Consider the following 26246-nt stretch of genomic DNA (forward strand, 5'->3'; position numbering starts at 1 on the left):
GTGCCACTGATATTGCCCAACTCTCCCAGCAGACACGTACGTTGCCAACCACACAGATCAGCCGGGCCGGAACTTCAGCAGCCCAGTTCACGCCTCCGCAGAGCCCACGTGAACGCACGCCACACCGGGCCGGGGAGGTCGAGCAAGGGGCCGTCGACGGCCTTTGAGTCGCGTATGAGAACGCCTGCCGAGACGACGGCGGCCTCTACGCACTCGGTTGCGTTGCCGCCGCTGTACGACGACTTGAACCAGCTGAGCACTGGGACGGGCTGAGGCGTGGCAGGCATTCACAGCTCCTTGAGGGCGCGATGGATCATGGCAGAGGAAGCCTCCATGTCCAACGCTTGTGCCTGGAGGTACTCGAACGCAAGCCTGTACCGATCCAGTTCCTCGTCCTTCTCCAGGAACAGCGAGCCCGCGTGGAAGTCGACGTAGACCACGTCGAGCGCCGGCTCTGCCCCGCCGATGATGACGAAGCTCCCCAGCGCCGCGGCATGGGCACCCTTGGCGAAGGGGAGCACCTGAAGCGTGATGTGAGGAGCCTCGTTCGCCGAGAGCAGCCGATCGAGCTGCTCCTTCATGGTCTGCGGAGACCCGACAGCGCGGCGGATCACGGACTCATCAAGGATTGCCCACAACCGTGGCGGCTGCGGGCGGGTGAGGATCTCCTGCCGCTTCATCCGGATGTCTACCAACCGCTCGACCTCGGCCTGCGCCAGCGGGACTTCGTTAGCCCGCTGCACGGCAGTGCTGTAAGCCCGTGTCTGCAGCAGCCCTGGGACGTAGACGCAAGAGAAGTGGCTTTCGCGTACCGCATCGTCTTCGAGGGTGAGCAGGAGGTTCATGCTTTCGGGGATGGAGTCGGCGAAGGAACTCCACCAGCCTTGCTGTTTGGCGTCCTTCGCAAGAGCGACAACAGCCCGGCGCTCGGCCTCGGTGGCCCCGTACTCGCGGCACAACGCGTCGACGACGATCCACTTGACCGGCCCTGCCTGGGTTTCGTACCGGCTGACGGTGGCTTTTGAAATTCCGACGAGGACTCCGGCCTCTTCCAGCGTCAGACCCGTGCGTGCGCGCAACTTGCGCATCATGGCACCCAGTTGACGGCGGCGAGTTGTGGTGCGTACAGACATTCGGCTCCTTCGTCGAGCGCCGGGATACCCCGGAAACCCCACTCAGGCTAGGCAGGGCGAGAGCGGAGCCACCATCAGATTCACTCGATGGATTCGCGTGAGAAGTTACATGGAGAGATTTCTCTGTGCCATGCTCGATCGCAGACCGCTACGCAGTGCAGTCGTACGGATACGGCAGGCGCAGCACGTGCGTGGCTCGGGAGGGAGGAGCGGTCATGACCGACCGCCAAGTCACCGAACCGCCCCGGCTCCGTTATGTCCTGCCCTTCGAGGCGACGCCGGCGGGAGTGCCCATACTGCGGAGAGCAGCTGCCAAGCAGTTGGGCCGGTGGAGTGCGTCCATGGCCACTGACGAGGCCGAACTGCTCGTCACTGAAATTGCGACCAACGTCCTCAAGCATGTGGGGGACGGCGTATCGGCGGCCTTGGTCCTCGAATGGGGAGGTGGGCGGCTGCGGCTGGAGATGCATGACGGAAACCGTGTGCTTCCGGTCCTCAGATCGGCGAACTGCGACGAGGAGTGCGGCCGGGGCCTGCATCTCCTCGCCGCACTGGCTGCCGACTGGGGCACGGTCCTCACCGCCGTCGGCAAGGCGGTCTGGTGCGAGATCGAAGTGGACGGCGTGCCCACGTGCCGACGTCTTGAGCGGGCTGCCGAAGCGCTTGAGAACTACCAGGGTGCGAGCGCCGCTCCGATGGGAAGTGGGCGCGAGGCGGGCCTCGAAGAGTCAGCGATCGAACTGATCGCGGACCTGCTTCACTGGAGCGCTGCTCATGGCCATGAACCGGACGACGTTCTCTATCGGGCTCAGAAGCATTACGAGGGTGACGTGGACGCGGCTTAGCCTGCCAGTTGACCAGACTTCCGGATCTGCTCTCGAAGGGCTGTCGGGGTGCGCCGGAATTCCTAGGACCTCATCAGGTCGGCCTGCCGCACGTCGAAGCTTAGGTCTAGATCTCCGTGTAACCGGTGTAGCGGAGCGTCAGTCTCACCCGCTAGTGATCGCAGCTGAGTAGGCCCAAACGTCAGCTGGAAGTTCGTGGTGCAGATCCCACGTGATGGCCATGGGTTTGCTGCCGGTGTGCCCTACATAGGTTGCCGGACCCAGGAGCATCCAGGGCTCGGACTTGCCGATGCTGTTGCGCTTGTAACGGCGCAGGAACAGGAGCACGCTGCTGCCCTCTTGGGCGTGCCGCTGGTAGCGCAGACCAGTTGAGGAGTTCGCCGGGGTGGTGCTCTGTGATTCCCAGTGGAATCGGGTGGGACTGATGGCGTAGTCCCGATAGCGGACCGTGGGCGAGAAGTCCCGCTCGTTCTTCTCCAAGGTGATGAGCAAGGCGTCGGTCTTGATCTCCTCTATCCATCGCACGCCTTGGCCGAAGTCTCTCGGCATCTGTCCGTCCAACTGCGCTACTCCCAACGCCGCGAGAATTTCGGAACGATTGTAAGAGCTGTGGATCTTCAAGGGAATCTGGTGGAGCGCGCCTTCCAACGGTATGGGGAAGTGGTCGGCCACTTCGAGGACGTAGGACAAAACCTGTCGGAGTTCGTCGCGGAGCAGGCGTTGGGGGCGCAGCGATTCCAAGCCCTCCCGGTAGCTGCTGAAGCCGCCGGCATTATCCCAGAGGTTGAAGAAAAGCATGCGGGCGTATGCCTGGTCTTGTAGCGACAACGAGTTGTATTCGGGAGCGTCGCCTTCGAGGAGTCGCCGATACGCACGGACTCGGTCTGGGTCGTCTACATGAAGGAAGGCATGCACGCGTTTGAGAAGGTTTGCCTCCTCCGCTTGCATTTCTTCTTCAATGTATCCGGCCTTGCGTAGCACCTTGGTCCACGAGTTGTCGCTCTTGTACAGCTCCTTGATTTCGCGGCGACTCTCCCGTAGGTAGTCCACCAGCTTGGGTGTGCTGTAGTCTCTCACCTCCTTAGCGAGCGTCTTAATGGTGGCCTTGAGCTGAGTACGAATGTTATCGAGGATGAGGTCTTTGGACTTCCCCTCCAGAATGATTTGACAGCCGGAAGGAAGTTGAGGAAAATCACGTTCGATGTTGTCGACCAAGCGATTGCGCGAGAGATTGGTCAGTGCCCGGAATTGTTCCTCGAATCGGAACTCTGCACGATGCTGACCGATGAAATCGAGCACGGTTAGTACCGGCTTGTTCGCTGTACGGCGCAGCCCGCGCCCGAGTTGCTGAAGGAAGACCGTCGCGCTGTTCGTGGGGCGAAGGAGCAGCAGAGTGTCAACTTCGGGGACGTCCAGCCCTTCATTGAAGAGGTCGACCGAGAAGATTACCTGGATACGTCCGGCCTTGAGGTCCTTGAGTACGCGCTCTCGCACGCCGGAAAACGAGTCGCTGTCGAGGGCTTCGGCCTTAAAACCGGCCTCACGGAAGCATCTAGCCATGAAGCTGGCATGCGCCTTGGTCACACAGAAACCGAGAGCACGCATGGAGGCTGGGTGGGCGATCTTATCCTTGATCTGCTTGATGACGATACGCGCTCGCGCATGATCCCCTGTGTAGAGGCTGCCCAGTTCATTTCGATCGTAGGTGCCTGAGCGCCAGCCGAGGTTGGCCAGATCAGTACCATCGGGAAGCCCGAAGTAGTGGAAGGGACATAGCAGATCGTTTTCGAGTGCCTCCCAGAGCCGCAACTCGGCGGCGATCCGACCGTCGAAGAACTCATCCTGCACATTAAACCCGTCCATCCGCTCAGGAGTTGCGGTGAGACCGAGCAGTTCGGTTGGTTTGAAGCGTTCGATAACTCGGCGGTATGTGTCCGCCGTCGCGTGGTGGAACTCGTCGATGACGATGACGTCGAAGTGTTCTGGAGAGAGCTGCTCCAGTCGTCTTGGGTTGAGGGACTGCACACTGGCGAAGACATGCGTCCAATCCTTCGGTTCTTGACCGTTGTAGAGCAGCTCGCCGAACGAGGCGTCGTCCAAAACCTCGCGGTAGGTCCGCAAAGACTGCCGCAAGATCTCTTTGCGGTGGGCAACGAAGAGTAGTTTAGGGAGCTTTCCTCGGAGCTTGTCACGTAGATTTCGGTAGTCCAGGGCCGCCATCACGGTCTTGCCGGTACCAGTTGCTGCGACCAGGAGGTTCTGGTGGCGGCTACGGATCTCACGCTCGACTCGGAGGCGCTCCAGCATGTCCTTTTGGTGTGGAAGCGGATGCACTTCAAGCCCGGATAGGCTGATCTTCAGTTCGCTAGACGAACCGGTGCCAGCCGCCTGGGCCAGTGCCTCGGTGAGTCGCTCGCCATCGCGGTCGGGGTCGTACGTCTCGAAGGCAGCATCCGCCCAGTAGGCGTCGAACGTCGCCTCGAACTTGTCTAGCACGCGGGGAGTGGCGACTGCCGACAGCCGCACATTCCACTCCAGGCCGTCAAGCAATGCAGCCTTGGAAAGGTTGGAACTGCCGACGTAGGCGGTGTCAAAGCCGGTATTGCGTCGAAACAGCCATGCCTTGGCATGCAGCCGCGTAGAGCGGATCTCGTAGTTGACCTTCACCTGGGCGCCAAATTCGCGGGCAAGTCGATCCAAGGCGTACCTGTCGGTGGCGCCAATGTAAGTGGTTGTTATGACACGGATGCGAACTCCACGTTCTCTTGCCGCGTGAAGCGAATCCTCAAGAACTCGAATGCCGTACCACTTCACGAAAGCGCAGAGCAGGTCGATGCGGTCTGCTGTGGCCAACTCCGCCCGCAACTCCGCGCCCAGGCTGGGGTCGTCAGGGGCGTTGGTGAGCAACGCGGTCTCGGAAAGCGGCGTGAGGGGGCGAATCGCGTAAACGCCAGGTGCTTCTGGCTCTGCAAGTGCCAGTAGTTGTCGAGGACCGTCGGCGATAGTACCGACCACCTCGTCCAGATCTGGGTTAGGGGCACCGGCAGCCAAAGAGCGCATGATCTGGTTGGCGGCCGCCACCTGCTTGTCATGGGGTAGTTGGCTCAGCCGGAGCCGCACAGCCTCGCCGATGTGTCGGGCCAGCACATGAGGGGTGGACTCCTCACTGACCTCTGCGTCAACTGCTTTCCAGCCAATTGCGCTCAGATGCGTCATCTGTGTTTGGAGGTTGTGAGTGACCAGCTCCTCATACATGCCCGCGACAGGCTCAGGCAGGTCCCGTGGCGTGGGCATGTGAGTCCCCCTTGATCGCTTCTGTGCCATGCCCAGTTGTAACAGCGACCACTGACAAGCGGGGGTGGGTACCTGCTATCAGGACTCGAAGCGATCGCATTTGGATAGCAATCTCGTCAAGATGTGATCAAAAAGTGACGTTGGTGATCACTTCGATCCAGTATGGCGGCATGGGAGTACGAAAGATCGGTCACATTGACGGCATTGCCCCAGGTGCGGAGTTCCATCGGCGGCGCCAGGTGAAGTCGAGCAACCTGCACGGCGATGTTCAGAGGGGCATCTCTTCGCTCAAAGATGAGGATGGCAGCACGGTTGCTGACGCCATCGTGCTGCATGGGGGGTATGAAGACGATGCGGATTATTGGGACATAATTCGATATACGGGAGCGTCGCCCGATAAGGAAAAATATGAGGTCGATGGCGCTACAAAGCTCCTATGTAGTCAATCATGGGAGTACTCGAACAATGCGGCACTAAAGCTCAGTTATGACCGTAAGTATCCTGTGCGGGTCATACGTGGAGCGAAGGGTAACGCAAGGTACTCGCCCATCGATTGCTATCGGTACGACGGTTTGTATGAGATCACAGCGATTCGCACCGCCGTGTCGAAGTCGCCAGCGCCCGACGGTACACCCATCGAGATTTGCCAGTTCGATCTAAAGCGACTCCCCGATGATCGCCAAGATCCAACGATGGTGGAACATCAGATTTTCGACCTGCTGGGGCAGCAGGAAGAACGGCCATCGGAAGTGTTGGTGGAGAGTGAGGAGGTGGAGGGGCAGTCGTCGAAGGAGGAGAAATTCCCGGAGATGCGTTCTATTCGGGTTCAGCGTTTGGTGCGTGACAGTGGGGTGATTAGGAATGTCAAGAGGTTGTACGGCGGAGTGTGTCAAATATGCGATCTTCGGATACTCGGACCGGATGGAAAACCCTATAGTGAGGGTGCTCACATCCGGCCTCTAGGTGCACCGCACAAAGGCCCCGACGTGGAGCCGAACGTCTTGTGCCTCTGCCCCAATTGTCATGTGCGACTGGACATTGGCGCCATCGTCATTGACGAAGATTGGTCGATCATTGTGCGGGCGGGGGCCTTGGGCAGGGATATTCTGCCCAAATTGAAGCGGCACCGGAAACACAAGGTCCACCCGGATTACATCCGCTACCACCGTGAGTGGTGGTTGAGCCGGACTGCCCCCGGCGAGGCGTGAGTCTGGGCCACGGCCATCGGGCAGGCAGCCCGGTGCAGAGGGGGACTGAGGGTTAGTTACGCAGTCCCGTGACACCCCTCATACGACGCCCCCGCCCCACACCAACACCCCGCCCCCCGCTCCGGCGGCCAAGCCACCGCCCGTCCCCGGGCCGCCAGCGTCGTCGCGTACTGCGGGAGCAGTTCCACCTCCGTCGGCGACGACGCCTCCGACGCTGCGAAGGCCTCGTACGACGGGACCGTGCCCGTGACGATGCCCAGGTTTGCCGTGCCGGAGGACGACAGTTCGCGTAGTGCGGCTTCTATCGTCGACAGGTGCTGGTCCCGGGACGGGTACTCGGCTGTGAGGGACGGGTAGGCGGAGAGGAGTTCCGCCAGTTCGTCGGCCGGCCAGTGCAGGATCGCGACCGGGAAGGGGCGGGACAGGGTCTCGCGGTGGGCGTCGAGTTCCGCGCGCAGGCGGGAGATCTCCGCCTCCAGTTCCGCGGGGTTGTCGGAGCCCAGGGACCACACGCGTTTGGGGTCGTGGAGTTCGTCCAGGGTCACCGAGGAGGACGACGAGGACGCGGAGTGGAGGGCGTCGGCCTGGTTGTCCCGGTCGTCGTGGGGTGCGCCCAGCATGCGGCGGACCCGGTGGCGGCCGAAGAGGAGGGGGTGTGTGGGGTAGGGGGGTTCCGTGACATCCGTCAGGAGCAGCGTCGTGCCCTGGGTGAACGTCTCGTGCGCCGCTTCCAGTTCGTCGTGGGACTCCAGGGCCTCGGCCACGATCACCCACGGGGCCGGGTCCCGGGGGGCGGCGGTGCGGATGCCGTCGATGATGGCGCGGGCCTCTGCCTCATGGCCGTACTCCCACAGGTTCGACGCCTTCAGGGCGCGTACCAGGTGAGGGGCCTCCAGGGTGTCCGGGGCGGCGAGCAGGCGGTCGTAGAGCGCGGTGGCGGCGGGGCGGTCGCCGGAGAGTTCTCGGTGGGCCGCGGCCCGGACGAGCAGGGCTTCGGCGTCCTCGGGATACAGGCCGGCGGTCCGCTCCAGGCGTGCCGCTTCAGCGGTGTGGTCGACGTTCTCGGCGGGCGTGTCGGGGCGCATGGGGGACACCGTACTGCCGTTGGCCGAGGGGGTGAGCGGCAAGGGGACCGGCCGGGCGCCGGGGCCGGCGGGTCGTGGTCGGGCGGCGGTGGTGTCCGCCGGTCACGGGAACCGTGTGCGGCCGGGTGCGGGGACGGCCGCCTTCGGGCCCGTGAGCGGGTGGGGCGGTGTGCGGGCCGCGTACGTCATCACCGCCGGGCTGAACGTGCCGGACATGCCGCCGTAGCCGAGCGCCGTCGCCGTGAGCGCAGGTCACAGCTGGACCGAGCGGCAGGTGTGCAGCCGGGCGCGGAGGCCGGTCGGCCCGGACGGTGGTCGTGGGCGGTCGGGTGCGCCCGCCTGGTTTCCGTGGGCGCCAGGGGCGCGGGTCTGGTGAGTTGACGGCTGCGCGCCTATCGTGCGGGCGGCTCCGGGTGCGCGGGCGATGCGGGGCAGCAGGGGGCGCGGGGCCGTAGGAGGCGGTGCGGGGCCGTAGGGCGGTGCGAGGGCGCACGGTGAGGAGGCGTACTGCGGATGCGGGCTTCCGGTGTGGTTCGCGGGGTGCCTGTCGTGGTGAACGGCACGCGGCGGCGGCGAGACCAGCGCCGCCGGGTGGTGTGGAGCGGCGGCGAGATCCTGGTGACCGTCGGGGTGGTGCTCCTGCTGCTCGTCGTGCACCAGTTGTGGTGGACGAACCGGGAGGCCAGGCGCGGGGCCGAGCGGCAGGTGGAGGCGCTGGAGCGGGAGTGGGACGCCGGTGGCCCCGCCGCCGCGCCCGCCGGTACCGACGCGGCCCCGGTGGCGCCGTCCGCCCCGTCGTCGGCGAACCCGGGAGGGGCCACGGGCCGGCAGCGGTCGCCCGGCGGCACCGGTCCTTCGAGGGCCGGCCGTTCCCAGGCGTACGCCGTCCTGACCATCCCGCGCCTCGGGCTGCGGGTGCCCGTCGCGGAGGGCGTCGGCAAGCAGAACGTCCTGAACAAGGGGTACGTCGGCCACTATCCCGGCACCCAGCAGCCGGGCCGGGCCGGCAACTTCGCACTCGCCGGGCACCGGAACACGCACGGGGAGCCGTTCCGTCATCTGCCGCGGCTGCGGGCCGGGGACACGATCGAGGTGGAGACGGACGCGGCGACGTACTCGTACGCCGTCGACAAGACGTTGCCGCAGACCTCGGCGCGCGACTCGGGCGTCCTGCGGCCGGTGCCGCGGTCGGTGGTGAAACCCGGGTACGGCTACGCCGAGCCGGGTTACTACATCACCCTGACCACCTGCACGCCGGAGTTCACGTCCACGTACCGGCTGGTCGTGTGGGGGAAGCTGGTGTCGATGCGGCCGCGCTCCCCGTGACCCGGCCGGGGAGCGGGGCGGTGGCCTTCGGCGTGCGGGGTCCGGTGGCCTTCGGTGTGCGGGCCGGTGGCCTTCGGCGTGCGGGTTCAGCCTTGGGTCCGGACCTGGTTCCGGTCCTGTTCCCGGTCCTGGGTCCGGGCCCGGTCCCGGAGTGCCAGCACGCTCGCCGCCCCCAGTATCGCGAGCCCCGCAGAGACGGTCATCGAGAGGTTCGCCCCTTGGGCCAGGCCGGCGCGGGACGACGTGGCCAGCGCGATGGTCAGGGCCACCCCGGCGCAGGAGCCGATGTAGCGGAAGGTCTGCTGGGCGCCGGAACCCATCGCCGCCCGTTCGGCCGGTACCGACTCCACCGACAGCAGCGGGAGCGCCGCGTTGAGCAGACCGCTGCCCACCCCGCCGATCACGAGTCCCGGCAGCAGCCGCACCCAGGAGTCCGCGCTCAGGGCGCCCAGCATCGTCAGCGTGCCGACCGCGTGCAGGGCGAAGCCGATCGCCAACTGCCGGCGCGGCGGCACCCGGCCCGCGAGCCGCTTCGCCTGCAACGCCACCGTGAAGGACAGCCCGGACCAGAGCAGGAACAGCCACGCCGTGCCCATCGGCGACAGGTGCAGCGACTGCTGCAACAGCGCGGGGAGATAGCTGAATATGCCGATCACGGCCAGGCCGGTGAACAGGCCGCCCGCCGAGGACGCCAGGAAGCGGGGGCTGCGCAGCAGGCTCAGGTCGATCATCGGCGCCCGTACCCGCCGTTCGACGACCGTGAAGACCCCGACCAGCACCACGGTCGCCGCCAGCAGCAGGCCGACCGGCGCCCGCAGCCAGCCGTCCCGGCCCAGGGTGAGCGCCGCGACCAGGGCGACCAGCGCGAGGCCGAAGGCCGTGGCCCCGGCGGCGTCCGGCCGTCCGCCCCGCGGCGAGCGCGACTCGGACAGTCCGCGGACGCCCAGCCCCGCGATCACCAGGGCCGCTGCGCCCAGGACGCCGTACACCAGCCGCCAGTCGGGCAGGGCGCCGGAGACCAGCGGGCCGACCGCGATGCCGCCGCTCACGAACGCGCCCCACACGCCGGTCGCGTGCAGCCTGCCGCGCGGGCTCGGGTAGGCCGTCACCAGCAGGCCCAGGCTGCTCGCCAGGATCGCCGCGCTCGCGGCGCCCTGGGCGACGCGGGCCAGGGTGAAGGCCCAGGTCGACGTGGTCAGGCCGCCGAGGGCCGTGGTGATGCCGAGGGCCAGGGTGCCGGAGAGGAAGATCCGGCGCCGGCCGTAGTCGTCGGCGAGGCTGCCGGCCACCAGGAGCAGGGCGGCGAGTCCCAGCGGGGCGCCGTTGAGCAGCCATGCCTGGGCGGACAACGGCGTGTGCAGGGCGGCCGCGGTGTCCGGCAGCGTGACCATCGGAGCCGTGTACGTCATCAGGGTCACCGCTGTCGCGGCGCTGGTCAGGGCCAGGGTGACGGCGGGCCGGGGGCGTCCCGACGGCTGGGCGGCGACGACCGGGGTGCCCGGGGTGTGCGGGGCGTTCCGGGAGGTCTGGGTCGTCCCTATTAGGGTTCGTTCATTGAACCTACTCATGTGCGGTACCGTAGCACGGCAGGTTCGTTCATTGAACCAATATGTCGGAAAGTGGCTGAGGTGGTCCCCGTGGCACTGGGCAAGGACTACGTGACGCAGGAGTGCTCGATCGCTCGCGCGCTGGAGGTCGTGGGCGAACGCTGGACGTTGCTCGTCGTCCGCGACGCGCTCTACGGCGTCCGCCGGTACAACGACTTCCTCGTCCATCTCGGCATCCCGCGCGCCGTCCTGTCCGCCCGGCTCAAGACCCTGACCGAACAGGGGGTCCTCGACCGGCGCCGGTACCAGGAGTCGCCGCCGCGGGACGAGTACGTGATGACCGAGCGCGGGGCCTCGCTGTGGCCGGTGCTGCGGACGCTCGGGCTCTGGGGGCGCGAGCACTTCCAGGGCGCGCAACTGCGCTCGTACCGGCACGCGGACTGCGGCACGGAAATCGGGGCGTACGGCGAATGCCCGGCCTGCGGAACCGCCGTGCCCGTCGGGGACATCGTCGTCGCACCGGGCCCCGGACTCGACCCCGACCCGGCCGATCCGGTCAGCCGGGCGCTCCTGAGGCCGAAGCGGCTGCTGGAACCCCTGGAGATCGAGCCCGGCCTGCTGTCCGGCGGCGGGGTGTAGATCGCGGGGTGCGGGGCCGGCCGCAGGGGGGAGAGCGAGGACCGGTGCCGTCCGCGGGGGGTGCGGCGTGGACCGGGTATGGGGGATGTGGGGTCACCCGCGGGGGCTGCGGCGCGGAACGGCGGGTGGATTGCGGCGCGGGCCGGTCGGGTTGCGGTATAACCGGCAGGACGGCACGCAAGGACGTACGAGCGAGGGGAGGGCGGGCCGATGGTTCGTAGCCGGTCCAGCCTGCGCCATGCCGCCGTCCTGCTGTTCCTGCTGCTCGGAGTCACCCTCCTCGACACCGGCGTCCTGAGCGCCACCGTCGCGCTCGCGGCGACCGCGGCCGCCGCCTCGGCGCTCGCCGTCTGCACCCTCGTCGCCGCCCGCTGCGCCCCCGTCGTACCGCCCACCCGGGTGCGGACGGCCATCCGCGACCGGGACCGCCGCACCGCCTTCCTGCCCCAGCGGGATCCCGATGCCTCCGGTCGGCCGCGGCCCAGAGCACCCGGGCACGCCCTCCCGGCGACCACCGCGTAGGGCCCCACCACCCGTATTCGTATTCGTATTCGTCTTCGTCGCGTAGGTGCCCCCGCGCGGGTCGTCATGCCGTCACGCACATCCTCACCGGCACGACGAGACCCCCGGAGGGCTCACCCATGTCTGTCTTCGCCCGCCTTGTCGAGCAGCTCGCCGAGTTGCTCCAGCCGATCTTCCACGCCTCCGCGGCGGCCGCCGCGATCGTCCTGTTCACCGCGTTCGTCCGGCTGCTGGTGCATCCGCTGTCCCGGGCGACGGCCCGCGGGCAGCGGGCCCGGGCCGCGCTCCAGCCCAAGGTCGCCGAACTGCGCGAGAAGCACGGCAAGAACCCGCAGAAGTTCCAGCAGGCCGTACTGGAACTGCACGCCGAGGAAAAGGTGTCGCCGCTGTCCGGCTGCCTGCCCAGCCTGCTCCAACTGCCCGCCTTCTTCCTCCTCTACCACCTCTTCTCCCACACCACGCTCAGCGGCCGGACCAACGGGCTGCTCACCCACCAGCTGTTCGCCGCGCCGCTCGGCGGGCGGTGGAGCGACGCTCTCGCCGACGGCGGGGTGTTCGGCGCCTCGGGCGCCGTCTACCTCGGCCTGTTCGCCGTCGTCGTCGCCGTCGCGACCTTCAACTACCTGCGTACGAAGCGGACGATGGCGGCCGATGCCCCGGCGTCCGCCGGGAACGCGTCGGCTCCCGGGCTCGCGGTGGTCGGCCGGGCCATGCCGTTCATGTCGTACTTCACGCTCCTGACCGTGGCCGTGGTGCCGCTCGCCGCCGTGCTGTACGTGGTCACCAGCACGACGTGGAGCGCCGTCGAACGGGTTCTGCTGTACCGGTGAGCGCCGCCGGGACAGCGGTGGGGTGTACCGGTGTGCACCCCGGTGCTCGGTGCACACCCCGGCCGTGTTCCAGTAGGTGAACCGGGTGTTGCGGACTTGATCTCGGCCTTGGAGGATCGACCAGACCTCCGATGGCTGTGCCCGTCGGACGGGATCTTTGACTGAGGGAGATGGTGACCATGAAGCTTCTGCGAGTCGGTACGGCCGGGGCGGAGCGACCCGCGCTGCTGGACGCCGCGGGGATCCTGCGGGATCTGTCGGGGCTCGTCGACGACATCGACGGGGCACTGCTCGCCGACGAGGCCGCGCTCGGCCGGGTCCGGGCCGCCGCCGACGCCGGCGACCTGCCCGTGCTGGACGCGGCCGGGCTGCGGATCGGGCCGCCGCTCGCGCGGATCGGCAAGGTCGTCTGCATCGGCCTGAACTACCACGACCACGCCCGCGAGACGGGCGCCGAGACGCCCGCCGAGCCGGTCGTCTTCTTCAAGGCCGCGGACACGGTCGTCGGACCGGACGACACCGTGCTCGTGCCGCGCGGCTCGGCGCAGACCGACTGGGAGGTGGAGCTGGCCGTCGTCATCGGACGTACGGCCCGCTACCTGGAGTCGGCGGACGACGGGCTCGCGCATGTCGCGGGGTACGCGGTGGCCCACGACGTGTCCGAGCGGGAGTTCCAGTTCGAGCGGGGTGGGACCTGGGACAAGGGCAAGAACTGCGAGACGTTCAATCCGCTCGGGCCGTGGCTGGTGACCGCGGACGAGGTGCCGGATCCGCAGAACCTGCCGCTGCGGCTGTGGGTCAACGGCGAACTGAAGCAGAACGGGACCACCGCCGAGCAGATCTTCCCGGTGGGGGAGGTCGTCCGGTACGTGAGCCAGTTCATGGTGCTGTACCCCGGGGACGTCATCAACACCGGTACGCCCGCGGGGGTGGCGCTGGGGCAGCCCGAGCCGAAGCCGTATCTGCGGGGCGGGGATGTCGTCGAGTTGGAGATCGAGGGGTTGGGGAGGCAGCGGCAGGTTTTCGCCAACGCGTAGCGCTCCGCGGAGGGGGCGGGGAAATACGGGGGGTGGGTGGTGGGGTGGGTTTTGGGGGTGCGGGTGGGTGGGGTTTTTTGCGCAGTTCCCCGCGCCCCTGGGGCGGGGTGGGTGACTGGGGTGTTGTTCGGGTGCGGGTGGGTGGGGGGTGTTTGCGCAGTTCCCCGCGCCCCTATCGGTGGGTGGGGGTGTTTGCGCAGTTCACCGCGCCCCTGAGGGTGTTCCTCGTGTGGGGTCAGGGCAGGAGGGTGGCGAGGGTTTGCCAGGCTGTGTGGGGGAGGGTGTCCCGGGGGGTGTCGTCCACCACCTGGAGGGCCACGTGGTCGGCGCCTGCCTGGTGGAAGGCGTTGATGCGGTCCCGGATCCGGCCGTGGTCGCCCCAGGCGAACAGGGCGTCGATCAGGCGGTCGCTGCCGCCCGCCGACAGGTCGTCCTCGGTGAAGCCGAGCCGCAGGAAGTTGTTGGTGTAGTTCGGCAGGGCCAGGTACATGGACAGGCTCTGCCGGGCCAGGGCGCGGGCGCGGTCCGGGTCCGTCTCCAGGACCACCTTGAGCTCCGGTGCCAGCAGGGGTTCCTCGCCCAGGATCCGGCGGGCCTGCGCGGTGTGCTCGGGGGTGACGAGGTAGGGGATGGCACCCGCGGTGCGTTCGCGGGTCAGGTCCAGGGTCCTCGGGCCGAGCGCGGCCACGACCCGGCGCCCGGCCGGGACCCCGGCCGCGTCCAGCGCGTCCAGGTACTCGACCAGCGCCGAGTACGGGCGGCGGTACTGCTCGGCGCGCTTGGCGTGGCTCACCCCGAGGCCCAGCAGGAAGCGGCCGGGGTGGGCCGCCTCCACCTCGGCGAAGGCGGCGGCGCTGGTCTCGGCGTCGTAGTCCCAGATGCTCTGGATGCTGGTGCCGACGACCAGCCGGGAGGTGGCTTCCAGCAGGGGCAGGGAGTGCCGGGCCGCGCTGTTGCCGCCCAGCCAGACGGCGCCGAACCCGAGCTGTTCGAGTTCGGCGGCCGCAGCGGCGATCTCCGGCCGCCGCCGCGGCTCCTCCGAACGGAGTCCGACGTTCCAGATGCCGTACCGGCCGACCGATTCCTTCAGGGCGGTGTTCATGGTTCCGTTCCCTCCGGGTGCGTGTCGTTCCATGATCGCCGAGTGTGCCGGCGGTTCAACCGGAGGGAGCCTCGGGATGGTCCCGTGGGGCGTCAGATGCCGAGGAAACGCTCCAGTGCCTCCACCACCAGGCGGTGGTCCTGGAGCTGCGGCAGGCCGGAGACGGTGACCGCGCCGATCACGCCCACGTCCGCGACGGTGATCGGGAACGAGCCGCCGTGCGCCGCGTACGCGTCCGGGTCGAGCCGGGAGGAGTCCTCGAAGCTCGTACCCTTGGCCCGGAAACGGGCGCCGACCAGGTAGGACGAGGCGCTGTAGCGCTCCACGACGCGGCGCTTGCGGGCGATCCAGGCGTCGTTGTCGGGGGTGGCCCCGGGCAGCGCCGCATGGAAGAGTTGCTGGCCGGCGCGGTGGATGTCGATCGCCACCGGGGCATTGCGCGCCCGGGCCAGCTCCACCAGGAGCGAGCCGAGGGCCCAGGCGTCGTCACAGGTGAACCGGCGGAAGACCAGCCGGCTCTGCTGTGCCTCCAACTCCTCGATGCTCGGGGTGATCTCGGCGGCGGACCCCGGTCCGTCCTGCGGCCCGCGGGTCACAGCGTCACCGCCACACCGTCGCGGGCGGAGCGGCGGGCCGCTTCCAGTACGTCGAGGGCGTCGGCCGCGGCCAGTGCGCCGACCGGGTGGGGGCCGGCGCCGGTCAGCGCCCCGGCCACGGCGGCGTAGTACGCCGGATAGTCGCCGGGCAGGGTCGGTACAGGCGTGCCGCCGCCGGTGAGCGGGGACTGTCCGGAGCCGATGCGGCCCCACAGGGACTCGGGTTCGGTGCCCCAGCCGGGGCCCGGCCGGCGCCCCTCGCGCAGCGCCGCCTCCTGCGGGTCCAGGCCGTACTTCACATAGCCCGCGCGCGAGCCGAGCACCCGGAAACGGGGGCCGAGCTGGGCGGTGGTGGCGGAGGCGTACAGGTGGGAGCGGACGCCGCCGGCGTGGGTGATCGCGATGAAGGTGTCGTCGTCGGCCTCGGCGGCGTCACGGCGGACGTCCGACTCGGCGTACACCCGCGTGGCCGGGCCGAACAGGACCAGGGCCTGGTCGACTATGTGGCTGCCGAGGTCGTAGAGCAGACCTCCGATCTCTGCCGGATCGCCGGACTCGCGCCAGCCGCCCTTGAGTTGCGGACGCCAGCGTTCGAAGCGGGACTCGAACCGCTGGACCTCGCCCAGCGCGCCCTCCGCCAGGAGTCCCCGCAGGGTCAGGAAGTCGTTGTCCCAGCGGCGGTTCTGGAAGACCGACAGCAGCAGGCCGCGCTGCTCGGCGAGGGCGGCCAGCTCCCGGGCCTCGGCGGCCGTACCGGCCAGCGGCTTGTCCACCACGACCGGCAGGTCCGCCTTGAGGGCGGCGGTGGCCAGTGGGACGTGCGTCTTGTTCGGCGACGCGATGACGATCAGGTCCAGTCCGTCCGCGCGGGCGAACAGTTCGTCGGGGCCGGCGGCGAGCCGGACGTCCGGGAACTCGGTGCGGGCCTGCCGCTGCCGCTCGGGGTTCGAGGTGACCACCGTGTCGAGGGCGAGGCCGTCCGTGGCGGAGATCAGCGGGGCGTGGAAGACGGAGCCCGCCAGGCCGTAGCCGATCAGGCCCACGCGCAGGGGGGTGCCAGTCGTACCAGTTGTCATGCGCCCACTTTCGCAACGCTGTTTCCAAAGTGCAAGGTGCCGGAGAGAATGGGGGTGTGGAACGGGCGGACAGGGAGTACGCGGAGAGCCGGGAGCGCCGAGAGTGCGGGGAGCGCCGTGAGGGTGGCCGGACGGTCGGCTTCAGGCGCGCGGTGCGGGAGGGGGACGCCGCGGGCGGGGCGGACGACGGTGCGGGCGGTGTGGCGGGCACTTCGGGGGGCGCGAGAGTCATTGGGGGCGATGTGGCGGGCACTGTGGGTGGGGCAGCGGGTGGTGCGGCGGGCGCGAATCTGCTCGCGCTGCGCAGTCACAACACCGCGCTCGTGCTCGACCTGCTGCGCACCGCGGGGAGCGACGGGATCAGCCGGCTGGAGCTGGCCGAGCGCACCGGGCTGACCCCGCAGGCGGTCAGCAAGATCACTGCCCGGCTGCGTGCGGAGGGGCTGGCGGCTCAGGCGGGGCGGCGCGCGTCGACCGGCGGGAAGCCGCGGACGGTGCTGCGGCTGGTGCCGGGGGCCGGACACGCGGTGGGCGTGCACCTGGACCGGGACGAGGTACGGGTGGTGCTCTGCGACCTCGCCGGAGCGGTGATGGCCGAGACCCGGTCCGCACTGGATCTGGGGGGAGGCGCGGCGGCGGTCGTCGAGCGGACGGCCCGGCAGGTCGGGGAACTGCTGCCCGGACCGCGCGGGCCGCTGCTCGGGGTCGGGGTCGCACTGCCCGGACCGCTGGACCACACGCGGGGTGTGCTGCACCGGGTCACCGGGTTCCCCGAGTGGGACGGCTTCCCGCTGCGGGACGCGCTGGCCCGGCGGCTCGGTTTGCCCGTGGTGGTCGACAAGGACACGAACGCGGCGGCGCTCGGGCTGGCGGTCGCGGGGGAGGGGGAAGGAGAGGGCGGCTCGTTCGCGTATCTGCACCTCGGTACGGGGCTCGGCGCCGGGCTGGTGATCGGCGGGAGCGTGCACCGGGGCGCGCGTACCGGCGCCGGGGAGTTCGGCCACCAGGTCATCCAGCTCGACGGGCCGGTGTGCTCGTGCGGCGGCCGGGGGTGTGTCGAGGTGCTGTGCCTGGCGGCCGTGGCCCGCGGTGACCTGGCGGAGGCGGCACGGGTGCTGGGCGCGGGAGCGGCGAACCTGGTGGGGCTGCTGGACATCGACCTCGTACTGCTGGGCGGCCGGACGGTGGCGGCGGCGCCGGGGGAGTTCGTGCGGGGGGTCGGCGCCGTACTGGCGGAACGGGCCCGGCGGGAAGGGGCGCTCGGGGACGCGATCCCGGTGCGTCTTGTCTCCGGCGGGGGCCGCGGGGTCGCGGAGGGCGCGGCGCATCTGCTGCTGGCGCCGCTGTTCGGTCGGACGGACGGCTGATCCCGGGCGGCGGCCGATCCCGGGCGGCTCCTGATGCCGTACCGGGGTCGCCGCCCACCGCAGTGGCGCCCGTCTGCGACGATCCCTGGGTGGATTACCCGAACGACCAAGCACCAGGCGCCCCAGTCCGCTCCGGTATCCCCGAGCACGGGCGCATCCCCAAGTACTACGCGGTGAAGGCACGGATCGCCGCACTCGTGGAGGAGTTGGGGCAGGGCAGCCTCATCCCCACCGAGCGGGATCTCGCCGACCGGTTCGAGGTCGCGCGGGAGACCGTGCGGCAGGCGGTGCGCGAACTGGTGCTGGAGGGACGGCTGAGGAGGCAGGGGCGGGGGACCGTCGTCGCCGGGCCCAAGCTGGAGCAGCCGCTGTCGCTGGCCAGCTACACCGAGGGCGTACGGCGGCAGGGGCGCACCCCGGGCCGTACGCTCGTCTCCCTCGACCGTTTCCCCTGCTCGGACGCGCTCGCCGCCGAGGTCGGTCTGACCCGTGGTGAGCCGGTGTGGCACCTGGAGCGCGTGCTGCTCGCGGACGACGAGCGGGTCGGCCTGGAGAGCACCTATGTCGCGGTCGCTCGGGTGCCGCGGCTGGACGTCGACTTCGAGCCCGACTCCTCCTTCTACGCGTACCTCCGCGACCGGGGCATCGCCTTCGGCGACGCCGACGAGCGGATCGAGACCGTACTGGCCACCCCGCGCGAGGCCCTGCTCGTCGGCACCCCGCCGGCCCTGCCGATGCTGCTGATCCACCGGGTGTCCCGGGACAGCGCGGGGCTCCCCCTGGAGCGGGTGCGCAGCCTGTACCGGGGGGACCGGTTCTCCTTCACCACCCACCTCACGGGTTGAGCAACGGCCCGTCCCGCAGCCGGAGTCACCACCCAAGCCCGGGCCCGGTGAACGCCCGCCCCGCCTGCTGAACCACCGCCCACCCCCGGGCCGGTCGCCCGCCCGCCCCCTCCTGCACCATCACCCCCCTCACTTGCATCAACACCGCCTCCGCAAGGCCCGGCCACCGTCGTCCGGCTCGCCGGCCCACCCCCATCTCGACATAACGAAATGATAACGGGTCTAGCCCAAACTTGATGGGTCGTTCACGCTCTCGTTGACAGCCGGACCATTCCGGTTCCCCGATCGCGAGGAGCGTTGCCGCCGTGAGAGTGACAGTCGTAGGAGCGGGCGTGCTGGGCACCATGCACGCCTGGCAGGCAGTGGAACGTGGCCACACCGTCGTCCAGATCGAGCGGGAGGCCGAGGCGCGCGGCGCCTCGTTGCGCAACTTCGGGCAGATCTGGGTCAGCGGACGTGCGGGCGGGGAGGAACTCCGCACCGCCCTGCGGGCCCGTGAGCTGTGGGAGGCCATCGGCGGCCGGGTACCCGGTCTCGGATTCCGCGCCAACGGTTCCCTCACCCCGGTTCGCGGCGCCCGGGAACTCGCCGTCGCCGAGGCCGCCGTCGCCCGGCCGGACGCGGCCGAACGCGGATACGAGCTGCTGACGCCCCGCGAGGCACGCAACCTGAACCCCGCGCTGCGCGGCGAGTTCACCGCCGCCCTGCACTGCGAGCGGGACGCCGCCGTCGAACCGCGGACCGCGCAGCTCGCGCTGCGCGCCGAGCTGCTGAAGTCGCCGCGCTACACCTTCCTGCCGGGGCGTGAGGTGCGCGACGTCGTCGGCCCCGGTGCCGTACGGGACGACCACGGTGACGTGCACACCGCGGACGCGGTCGTGCTGTGCACCGGTGCCTGGCTGGGCGGTCTGGTGCGGGAGCTGGCCGGGCCCGGACTGCCCGTGCGCCGGGTGCGGTTGCAGATGATGCAGACCGACCCGCTGGGCGAGCCGCTGCCCACCTCGGTCGCGGACGCGGACAGCTTCCGGTACTACCCGGCGTACGCCTCCCCGGCCCTGGACGAACTCAACGCCCGCCAGCCGCAGCCCGAGACGGCCGCCGCCCACCGGATGCAGCTGCTCATGGTGCAGCGCGCCGACGGCGGCCTGACCATCGGCGACACCCACGAGTACCAGCACCCCTTCGCCTTCGACACCGTCGAGGACCCCTACGACCACCTCACCTCGGTCGTCGAGTCCCTGCTCGGCCGTCCGTTGCCGAGGATCCGGCGCCGCTGGGCCGGGGTGTACGCGCAGTGCACCGACACCAGCCGGGTCGTGCACCGGCAGCGGGTGCGCGACGGCGTGTGGCTGGTGACCGGGCCCGGCGGGCGCGGCATGACCTGCTCGCCCGCGATAGCCGAAACGACCGCCGACGAACTGGGCTGGTGACCACAGTGCCCCCGCAGACCGACCAGAACCCGCAGAACCCGCAGAACTCACAGGGCCCGCAGGCTCCGCGCACCCCGCAGCCGACCGGTGTCCGGCTCGTCGTCCTCGACATGGCCGGCACCACCGTCGCCGACGGCGGCCTCGTCGAGCTGGCCTTCGAAGCCGCCGCCGGTGAACTGGGCGTCGAGCCCGGCTCCGCCGACCACGCCGAGAAGCTCGCCTACGTCCGCGCCACCATGGGCGAGTCCAAGATCTCCGTCTTCCGGCACCTGTTCGGCGACGAGAGCCGCGCCCAGCGCGCGAACGCCGCCTTCGAGAAGGCGTACGGCGCACTCGTCGACGCCGGCCGCATCGCCGAGGTGCCCGGTGCCCGCGCGGCGATCGAACGGCTGCATGCCGACGGCCGGACCGTCGTCCTGACCACCGGCTTCGCCCGGATCACCCAGGACGCCATCCTGGCCGCCCTCGGCTGGCACGACCTGGTGCCGCTGACCCTGTGCCCGGCCGACGCCGGCGGGCGCGGACGGCCGTACCCGGACATGGTCCTGGAGGCGTTCCTGCGCACCGGGGCCGCCGACGACGTACGCCAGGTCGCCGTGGTCGGCGACACCTCCTACGACGTGCTGAGCGGACTGCGCGCCGGGGCCGGCCTGGTGGCCGGGGTACGCACCGGGGCGCACGGGGACGCGGAGTTCCGGGCGGCCGGCGCCACGCACGTCCTGGACTCGGTGGCCGAACTGCCCGGCCTGCTCACGGAGGTCCGGTGAGATGGGCATCCGGTTCGACTCCGTCTCGGTCGCCTACGACGGCAACGTCGTCCTCGACTCGTTCGACCTGACCGTGGCGCCCGGCGAGGTGATGGCCCTGCTCGGGCCGTCCGGCTCCGGCAAGACCACCGCGCTGCGGGCGGTCGCCGGATTCGTACGGCCCACCTCCGGGCGGGTGTTCCTCGGCGACCGGGACGTCACGGACCTGCCGCCGCACCGGCGGGGCATCGGGATGGTCGTCCAGCAGTACGCCCTCTTCCCGCACCTGCGGGTCGCGGACAACGTGGCCTTCGGCCTGAAGGCGCGCAAGGCCGCCAAGGACGAGATCCGCACCCGGGTCGCCGAGGCGCTGGAGCTGACCGGGATGGCGGCGTACGCGCGCCGCTACCCGCGGGAGCTGTCCGGCGGACAGCAGCAACGGGTCGCCATCGCCCGCGCCCTCGCCATCCGCCCGGACGTGCTGCTGCTCGACGAGCCGCTGTCCGCGCTCGACGCCCAGCTGCGCTCCGGGATGCTCACCGAACTGGCCCGGCTCCACCGCGAGCTGCCCGACGTGTCCATCCTGTACGTCACCCACGACCAGGTGGAGGCGCTGACCCTCGCCGACCGCATCGCGGTGCTGGACCAGGCCAGGCTCCAGGACGTCGGCACCCCGCTGGAGCTGTACCGGGCGCCGCGCACCGAGTTCACCGCCTCCTTCGTCGGCAACTCCAACCTGCTCCCGGTGACCGTGGGGAAGGCCGGGGTGTCCTTCGCCGGTAAAGAGATCGAGGTCGCGACGGGCGGTGCGGAACCGGGGGCCCGGGCCACGCTGTGCGTGCGGCCCCACCTCGTCGGCCTGGGCAGCGGCCCGAACCAGATCACCGGGACGGTCGGCGAGATCCAGTGGCGGGGCGCCACCCACCGCCTGCACGTCGACGTCGACGGCCACCGGATCATGGCGGACCTGCGGGAACTGCGTGAACCGCCCGCCCACGGCGCGTCCGTCACGCTGCACTTCGCGGCCGAGGACGCCGTGCTGCTGCCCCTGGGAGCCGGCGATGACTGAAGCCGTCAGCCGGGCGCGGGCGGTCCGCGGCAGGCCGCGCAGTTTCCCGGGCGCTTCCCCACGCACCCTCGCGTGGACGGTCCTGCCGCCCGTCGCGCTGCTCGCCCTGTTCTTCCTCTACCCGCTCGCCCTGGTCGTCGAGCAGTCCGTGCACCCGGACAGCGGCGGCACCTCGCTGCAGCCGTACGCCGACGTCTTCGCCTCCGGGGCCTTTTGGGAGGCGCTGTGGACCACCGTGTGGCTGGCGCCGGCCGCCACCGCCGGATGCCTGGTCCTCGGGTTCGTGCTCGCGCTGGTCATCGCCTTCGTGCCGTTCCCCGGGGCCAGGGCGGTCTCCCGGTTCATCGACGTCTTCCTGTCCTTCCCGTCCTTCCTGATCACGCTGGCCCTGCTGTTCATCTACGGCAGGGTCGGCATGGCCAACGGGGCGTGGACGGACGTCACCGGCGCCGCCGAGGGGCCCTTCCAGTTCCTCACCACCCCCTTTGGGGTGCTGCTCGCCGAGATCACGTACTTCACACCGTTCGTGATGCGCCCGCTGCTCGCCGCGTTCTCGCAGCTCGACACCGGGCAACTGGAGGTCGCCGCCAGCCTCGGCGCGCGGCCGGCCAGGATCGTACGGCAGGTCGTCCTGCCCGAGGCACTGCCCGCGCTCGCCGCCGGCGGCAGCCTCGTCCTGGTCATGTGCCTCAACGAGTTCGGCATCGTGCTGTTCACCGGCGCCAAGGGCGTCACCACGCTGCCGATGCTCGTCTACAGCAAGGCGATCCTGGAGTCCGACTACCCGGGCGCCTGTGTGGTCGCCGTCGTCAACGTCCTGATCTCCGTCGGCCTGTACGGCCTGTACCGGGTGGTGAGCCGCCGTGCTCGTGCATAGCCGGGGAGGCAAGCGGACCGCCTGGGCGGTGTTCTTCGTCCTCTTCCTGCCCCTGTTCGCGCTGCCGCTGCTGGTGATCCTGGCCGCGTCGTTCGCGACCAGCTGGTCGAGCGTGCTGCCCTCCGGCTTCACCACCGGCAACTACACGGCCGCCACCCGCGGTGAAGCCCTCCAGGCGCTCACCACGAGCCTGCTCACCGCCGCCGGCGCGAGCCTGCTGGCCCTCGTCGCCGGCACCTGGGCCGCCCTCGTGGGCACCGCCCTCGGCCGCCGCCTGCGCACCGTGCTCGACGCCCTGTTCGTGCTCCCGGTCGCCGTCCCCTCCGTAGTGGTCGGCCTGGCGGTCCTGGTCGCCTTCTCCCAGCCGCCGATCCTGCTCAACGGCACCCGGTGGATCGTCGTCCTCGCGCACACCGTGCTGGTCACGGCGTTCGCCTACCAGTCCGTCACGGCCGCCCTGACCCGCCTCGACCCGGCCTACGAACAGGCCGCGGCCTCGCTCGGCGCAAGCCCCGGCCGGGTGCTGTGGCGCATCAGACTGCCGCTGCTGCTGCCCTCGCTGACCGCCGCCGTCGGCCTCTGCTTCGCCCTGTCCATGGGCGAACTGAGCGCCACGGTGATGCTCTATCCGCCCGACTGGACCACGCTTCCGGTCCTGATCTACTCGGCCACCGACCGCGGCGCCCTGTTCGCCGGCTCCGCCCTGGCGGTCGTCCTGATGGCGGCGACGCTGCTCGTCCTGCTCGTCATCGCCCGCATCCGCACCCGAGCCTCGTTCCGCTGATCCAGCCCACCCCCGCCCGCCGCGCATCCCCCGCTTCCCCGCTTCCCCGCAAGGAGTTCACTCCGCCATGCCCAAGAACGGCGCCAAGCTCGCCCTCGCCCTCGCGCTGTGCGCGACCCCACTGCTCGCCGCCTGCTCCGGCACCTCCGCCGGCTCCGACGCCAAGGAGGTCACCGTCTACAGCGCCGACGGCCTCAAGGGCGAGAAGGGCGACGGCTGGTACGACAAGACCTTCAAGGACTTCCAGCAGCAGACCGGCATCAAGGTCAACTACGTCGAGGGCGGCTCCGGCGAGGTCGTCCAGCGCGCCCTGCGCGAGAAAAGCAACCCGCAGGCCGACGTGCTGGTCACCCTCCCGCCGTTCATCCAGCAGGCCGACGGCAAGGGCCTGCTCCAGAAGTACGCCCCGCAGGGCTCCGACCAGGTCGGCGGCGCCGACAAGGGGAGCGACGGCACCTGGACGTCCGTCGTCAACAACTACTTCGGCTTCATCTACAACAAGAAGGAGCTGAAGCAGGCCCCCACCACCTGGGAGCAACTGCTCGACGGCAGCTACAAGAACAAGCTCCAGTACTCCACCCCGGGCGTCGCCGGCGACGGAACCGCCGTCCTGATCAAGGCCATGCACGACTTCGGCGGCAAGGACGCGGCCCTCGCCTACCTGAACAAGCTCCAGGCCAACAACGTCGGCCCGTCCGCCTCCACCGGCAAGCTCGCCCCCAAGGTGGACAAGGGCGAACTGCACGTCGCCAACGGCGATGTGCAGATGAACTACGCACAGTCCAAGACCATGCCCAACCTCGGCATCTGGTTCCCCGCCGGGCAGGGCGGCAAGCCCACCACCTTCGCGCTGCCGTACGCGGCCGGCCTCGTCACCAAGGCACCGCACTCCGACAACGGCAAGAAGCTCCTCGACTTCATGCTGAGCCAGCAGGCCCAGCAGGAGGTCAGCGAGATCGGCGGCGGCTTCAGCGCCCGCCAGGACGTCAAGGCCGTCGACGCCAACGCCGTCGCCCTGACCAAGATCATGAACGGGGTCGAGGTGTTCGAGCCGGACTGGGCCGACATCGAGAAGAACCTGACGTCGTACGTCGAGGACTGGAAGTCCGCCACCGGCAGCTGACCCCTTCCGCCCGGCAGCACGCTCCGCAAGCCCACGACTTCACCCGAACAGGGGCCCCACGGCCCCGCTCGGGCCGGCCGCACGGAGCCCCCCTCCGCGCGGTCGGCCCGGATCCGCAAGATCCGGGGCCCTTCTGGTGGATCTCCGCGGAGATCCACCAGGAGGACCCAGCCCACCCGCAACCGGAGGTTCCCGTGTCGTCCCGTGTCTCCCGTCGTGCACTGCTCGGATCCGCGGTCGCCCTGGCCGTCTCGGCGGGGCCGCTCGCCGGCCTCGCCCGGGCCGCGGCCCGCACCCCGAAGGTCCTGGTCATCGGCCTCGACGGCTGCCTGCTGAGCCGTATCAAGGACGCCGACGCGCCCCACCTGGACGCCCTGATGGCCGCGGGCCTCACCGCGCCCAGCAGCATCTACGCCAACCCGTTCGCGCCCACCCTCTCCGGTCCCGGCTGGTCGACGATCATCACCGGTGTCTGGCCCGACAAGCACAACGTCAAGGACAACACCCTCAGCGGCAACAAGTTCAGCCAGTACCCGGACTTCCTCACCCGGATCGAGACCGCGAAGCCGTCGCTCAGCACGTACGCCGTCTCCTCCTGGGCGCCGATCACCGACACCGTGTTCTCGGCGAAGGTCGACACCCGCATCTCCACGCCGAGCGCCGAGTACGACACCGGCACCACCTCCCGCGCGGTCGCCACGCTCAAGGGCGGCAACCCCGACGCGGTCTTCGTCCACCTCGACAACATCGACCACGCGGGCCACACCTACGGCGCCGCCTCCCCGCAGTACCTGGACGCCGTCCACACCGCCGACGCCCAGGTCGGCCAGCTCGTCACCGCCGTCAAGTCCCGTGCCACGTACGGCAACGAGGACTGGCTGATCATGATCACGGCCGACCACGGGCACACCGACGCCGGTGGCCACGGCGGCTCCAGCAGCCCCGAACGGCAGACCTTCCTCATCGCCACCGGACCGACCCTGGCGGCCGGTTCGACCCGCTACGACGTGAAGATGCCCGACGTCGCCGCGTCCGCGCTGGCCCACCTCGGCATCGCCATCGACCCGGCCTGGCAACTGGACGGACGGCCCGTCCAGCAGCCCCAGCCCGACGACTTCGACGCGCTGCGCCCGCGGTTGCAGACCCGCGTCGACGAGACCGGCATCGGCGCCGGCGTGCTCGGCTTCACCCACACCCCGCCGAGCGGCTGGTCCGTCGACAACTCCGCGATGGGCACCGGCGGGATCACCGAGTGGCGCGGCTGGTCCTTCACCACCGACGAGTTCTGGACCGCGGCCCAGCGCGACCAGGAACGCGAGTCCAACGTGCGGGCCCGGGGCGTCTTCGCGGTGGCCGACGGTGACGAGTGGAACGACAAGACCGTCTCCGGCACCTTCGACTCCACCCTCGTCAGCCCCGCCTACCCGGTCACCGGAGGCCGCACCGCCACCCTCACCTACACCACCTACTACCGCCAGGAGGCTCCGCAGAAGGGCGAGGTCCTGGTCTCCTACGACGGCGCCGCCCCGGTCACGGTGAAGACCTACACGGCCGACGTGTCCTCCCGCACCGAGACCGTCACCCTCCAGGTCCCGACCGGCGCCACCACGGCCCGCGTCCGGTTCCGCTACACCGGCGGCAACAACTGGTACTGGGTGATCGACGGGGTACGCGTCACCCAGCCCTGACCCCGAGCCCGGCTTCGACCCTGACCTCGACCTCGAACAGTTCCCCGCGCCCCAAAGGGGCGCGGGGCCCTACGCAT

General features: G+C 69.8%; 24 protein-coding genes. 16 read left to right on the forward strand and 8 right to left on the reverse strand.

Translation table 11 applies throughout. The annotated features are described in order from the left end of the window. Nucleotides 1-74: 74 nt before the first annotated feature. Together ACFYPJ_RS00730 and ACFYPJ_RS00735 are read right to left on the reverse strand one after the other, a co-directional pair. Complete coding sequence (locus tag ACFYPJ_RS00730; protein WP_389008312.1) at nt 75-287, reverse strand: DUF397 domain-containing protein; 213 nt, start codon at nt 285-287, stop codon at nt 75-77. Continuing rightward, a complete protein-coding gene (locus tag ACFYPJ_RS00735; RefSeq protein ID WP_389008314.1) occupies nt 288-1133 on the reverse strand; it encodes a helix-turn-helix domain-containing protein in 846 nt (281 codons plus the stop codon). A 341-nt stretch (nt 1134-1474) separates the two neighbouring features. Between ACFYPJ_RS00735 and ACFYPJ_RS00740 the strand changes: the two genes are divergently transcribed. Next, on the forward strand, nt 1475-1978 hold the full coding sequence (locus tag ACFYPJ_RS00740) for an ATP-binding protein (protein WP_389008317.1): 504 nt from the start codon (nt 1475-1477) through the stop codon (nt 1976-1978). 144 nt (nt 1979-2122) lie between these two features. Here the strand turns inward: ACFYPJ_RS00740 and ACFYPJ_RS00745 are convergent, their stop codons facing one another. Next, nucleotides 2123-5272: a DUF3427 domain-containing protein gene (locus ACFYPJ_RS00745; protein WP_389008320.1), complete on the reverse strand. Its 3150-nt coding sequence runs from the start codon at nt 5270-5272 to the stop codon at nt 2123-2125. A gap of 143 nt (nt 5273-5415) precedes the next feature. On the opposite strand from ACFYPJ_RS00745, the gene ACFYPJ_RS00750 reads away from it, so the two are divergent. Then, on the forward strand, nt 5416-6480 hold the full coding sequence (locus tag ACFYPJ_RS00750) for a YDG/SRA domain-containing protein (protein WP_389008323.1): 1065 nt from the start codon (nt 5416-5418) through the stop codon (nt 6478-6480). A 56-nt stretch (nt 6481-6536) separates the two neighbouring features. Here ACFYPJ_RS00750 and ACFYPJ_RS00755 read toward each other — a convergent pair whose 3' ends face one another. Further along, on the reverse strand, nt 6537-7565 hold the full coding sequence (locus ACFYPJ_RS00755) for a hypothetical protein (protein WP_389008325.1): 1029 nt from the start codon (nt 7563-7565) through the stop codon (nt 6537-6539). Nucleotides 7566-8078: 513 nt separating this feature from the next. On the opposite strand from ACFYPJ_RS00755, the gene ACFYPJ_RS00760 reads away from it, so the two are divergent. After that, entirely contained in the window at nt 8079-8891 is an 813-nt protein-coding gene (locus ACFYPJ_RS00760; protein ID WP_389008327.1) for a class E sortase, read from the forward strand. Nucleotides 8892-8977: 86 nt separating this feature from the next. Here ACFYPJ_RS00760 and ACFYPJ_RS00765 read toward each other — a convergent pair whose 3' ends face one another. Continuing rightward, complete coding sequence (locus ACFYPJ_RS00765) at nt 8978-10459, reverse strand: MFS transporter (RefSeq protein ID WP_389008330.1); 1482 nt, start codon at nt 10457-10459, stop codon at nt 8978-8980. Between the two features lie 69 nt (nt 10460-10528). On the opposite strand from ACFYPJ_RS00765, the gene ACFYPJ_RS00770 reads away from it, so the two are divergent. The 4 genes from ACFYPJ_RS00770 to ACFYPJ_RS00785 all read left to right on the forward strand — a co-directional run bounded on the left by ACFYPJ_RS00770 (nt 10529) and on the right by ACFYPJ_RS00785 (nt 13466). Beyond that, on the forward strand, nt 10529-11077 hold the full coding sequence (locus tag ACFYPJ_RS00770) for a winged helix-turn-helix transcriptional regulator (RefSeq protein ID WP_389008333.1): 549 nt from the start codon (nt 10529-10531) through the stop codon (nt 11075-11077). A gap of 210 nt (nt 11078-11287) precedes the next feature. Then, nucleotides 11288-11599, forward strand: coding sequence for a DUF6412 domain-containing protein (locus ACFYPJ_RS00775; RefSeq protein ID WP_389008336.1), 312 nt, complete (start codon nt 11288-11290; stop codon nt 11597-11599). 119 nt (nt 11600-11718) lie between these two features. Next, entirely contained in the window at nt 11719-12429 is a 711-nt protein-coding gene (locus tag ACFYPJ_RS00780; RefSeq protein ID WP_389008339.1) for a YidC/Oxa1 family membrane protein insertase, read from the forward strand. A gap of 179 nt (nt 12430-12608) precedes the next feature. Then, nucleotides 12609-13466, forward strand: coding sequence for a fumarylacetoacetate hydrolase family protein (locus ACFYPJ_RS00785; protein WP_389008342.1), 858 nt, complete (start codon nt 12609-12611; stop codon nt 13464-13466). A gap of 235 nt (nt 13467-13701) precedes the next feature. On the opposite strand, the gene ACFYPJ_RS00790 is transcribed toward ACFYPJ_RS00785, so the two are convergent. The 3 genes from ACFYPJ_RS00790 to ACFYPJ_RS00800 form a co-directional block, all read right to left on the reverse strand. Beyond that, entirely contained in the window at nt 13702-14568 is an 867-nt protein-coding gene (locus ACFYPJ_RS00790) for an LLM class F420-dependent oxidoreductase (RefSeq protein WP_389008344.1), read from the reverse strand. A 92-nt stretch (nt 14569-14660) separates the two neighbouring features. After that, nucleotides 14661-15164: a heme-degrading domain-containing protein gene (locus ACFYPJ_RS00795; protein WP_389008347.1), complete on the reverse strand. Its 504-nt coding sequence runs from the start codon at nt 15162-15164 to the stop codon at nt 14661-14663. Next, on the reverse strand, nt 15161-16240 hold the full coding sequence (locus tag ACFYPJ_RS00800; protein ID WP_389008350.1) for a Gfo/Idh/MocA family oxidoreductase: 1080 nt from the start codon (nt 16238-16240) through the stop codon (nt 15161-15163). Before ACFYPJ_RS00800 ends, ACFYPJ_RS00795 begins: the two co-directional genes overlap by 4 nt. A 242-nt stretch (nt 16241-16482) precedes the next feature. Between ACFYPJ_RS00800 and ACFYPJ_RS00805 the strand changes: the two genes are divergently transcribed. From ACFYPJ_RS00805 to ACFYPJ_RS00845, 9 genes are all read left to right on the forward strand, one after another. Next, entirely contained in the window at nt 16483-17607 is a 1125-nt protein-coding gene (locus tag ACFYPJ_RS00805; protein WP_389008353.1) for an ROK family protein, read from the forward strand. Between the two features lie 89 nt (nt 17608-17696). After that, a complete protein-coding gene (locus tag ACFYPJ_RS00810; protein WP_389008356.1) occupies nt 17697-18452 on the forward strand; it encodes a GntR family transcriptional regulator in 756 nt (251 codons plus the stop codon). Between the two features lie 305 nt (nt 18453-18757). After that, entirely contained in the window at nt 18758-19882 is a 1125-nt protein-coding gene (locus tag ACFYPJ_RS00815) for a TIGR03364 family FAD-dependent oxidoreductase (RefSeq protein WP_389008358.1), read from the forward strand. 5 nt (nt 19883-19887) lie between these two features. Continuing rightward, nucleotides 19888-20649 (forward strand): phosphonatase-like hydrolase, encoded by a 762-nt coding sequence (locus ACFYPJ_RS00820; RefSeq protein WP_389010048.1) that lies wholly within the window; start codon nt 19888-19890, stop codon nt 20647-20649. Nucleotide 20650: 1 nt separating this feature from the next. Then, a complete protein-coding gene (locus ACFYPJ_RS00825; RefSeq protein WP_389008361.1) occupies nt 20651-21697 on the forward strand; it encodes an ABC transporter ATP-binding protein in 1047 nt (348 codons plus the stop codon). Next, a complete protein-coding gene (locus ACFYPJ_RS00830) occupies nt 21690-22574 on the forward strand; it encodes a 2-aminoethylphosphonate ABC transporter permease subunit (RefSeq protein WP_389008364.1) in 885 nt (294 codons plus the stop codon). Before ACFYPJ_RS00825 ends, ACFYPJ_RS00830 begins: the two co-directional genes overlap by 8 nt. Then, nucleotides 22561-23358 (forward strand): ABC transporter permease, encoded by a 798-nt coding sequence (locus ACFYPJ_RS00835; RefSeq protein WP_389008367.1) that lies wholly within the window; start codon nt 22561-22563, stop codon nt 23356-23358. The genes ACFYPJ_RS00830 and ACFYPJ_RS00835 overlap by 14 nt, the downstream gene beginning before the upstream one ends. A gap of 67 nt (nt 23359-23425) precedes the next feature. Beyond that, nucleotides 23426-24481, forward strand: a complete 1056-nt coding sequence (locus ACFYPJ_RS00840) for a 2-aminoethylphosphonate ABC transporter substrate-binding protein (protein WP_389008370.1) — start codon at nt 23426-23428, stop codon at nt 24479-24481. Between the two features lie 194 nt (nt 24482-24675). Then, the gene (locus ACFYPJ_RS00845) at nt 24676-26169 is read left to right on the forward strand and encodes an alkaline phosphatase family protein (protein ID WP_389008373.1); all 1494 of its coding nucleotides are present in this window, start codon (nt 24676-24678) and stop codon (nt 26167-26169) included. The last annotated feature ends 77 nt before the right edge of the window (nt 26170-26246 follow it).

The organism is Streptomyces sp. NPDC006012, from assembly GCF_042871185.1.
Classification (GTDB): Bacteria; Actinomycetota; Actinomycetes; order Streptomycetales; family Streptomycetaceae; genus Streptomyces.